We start from the raw sequence: 548 nt of genomic DNA, 5'->3' as shown, positions 1-548 counted from the left end.
GGTCATCTGGGCCACGGACGCGGCGGGCACGAAGGTCAGCGTGGGAGAGGCGGTGGCGGACGACAAGGGCCGCTGGAGCATCACCACCTCGGCGCTGGGGGCGGACGGGGTCTACGACCTCTCGGCAACGGCGGTGAACGCGGCGGGGGTCTCCTCGGCGGAGACCGGGCCGTTCCGCATCGTGCTGGACACCACTAACCCGGAGGCGGCGATCGCGACCCTGCAGGACGCCCAGGGCGACGTGACGGGCACTATTGAGGAGGGGGCGATCACGGACGACCGCTCGCCGCTGCTGAGCGGCACGGCGGAGCCGGGCGCCACGGTCACGGTCTATCTGGACGGGGCGGCGGCGGGCAGCGCCACGGCGGACGCCTCGGACGGCAGCTGGAGCCTGGCACTGGGCCCGCTGGCGGACGGCGACCACAGCTGGCAGGTGAAGGTCACGGACGCGGCGGGCAACGAGACGCGCGGCGAAAGCGCGTCCTTTACGGTAGACAGCAGCAGCGTGGCGCTGACCATCGACCAGGCGAACGACAACGTGGGCAGCA

Annotated in this window: 1 protein-coding gene; it reads left to right on the top strand. The window is 72.4% G+C overall.

Annotated features, from left to right (window positions below):
* A partial coding sequence (locus tag B2J69_RS23460; protein WP_158083450.1) for an Ig-like domain-containing protein occupies positions 1–548 on the top strand: 548 nt, incomplete at both ends.

The organism is Pantoea latae, from assembly GCF_002077695.1.
In the GTDB taxonomy this organism is placed as follows: Bacteria; Pseudomonadota; Gammaproteobacteria; order Enterobacterales; family Enterobacteriaceae; genus Pantoea; species Pantoea latae.
This window is presented reverse-complemented; position numbering and strand designations above follow the sequence as displayed.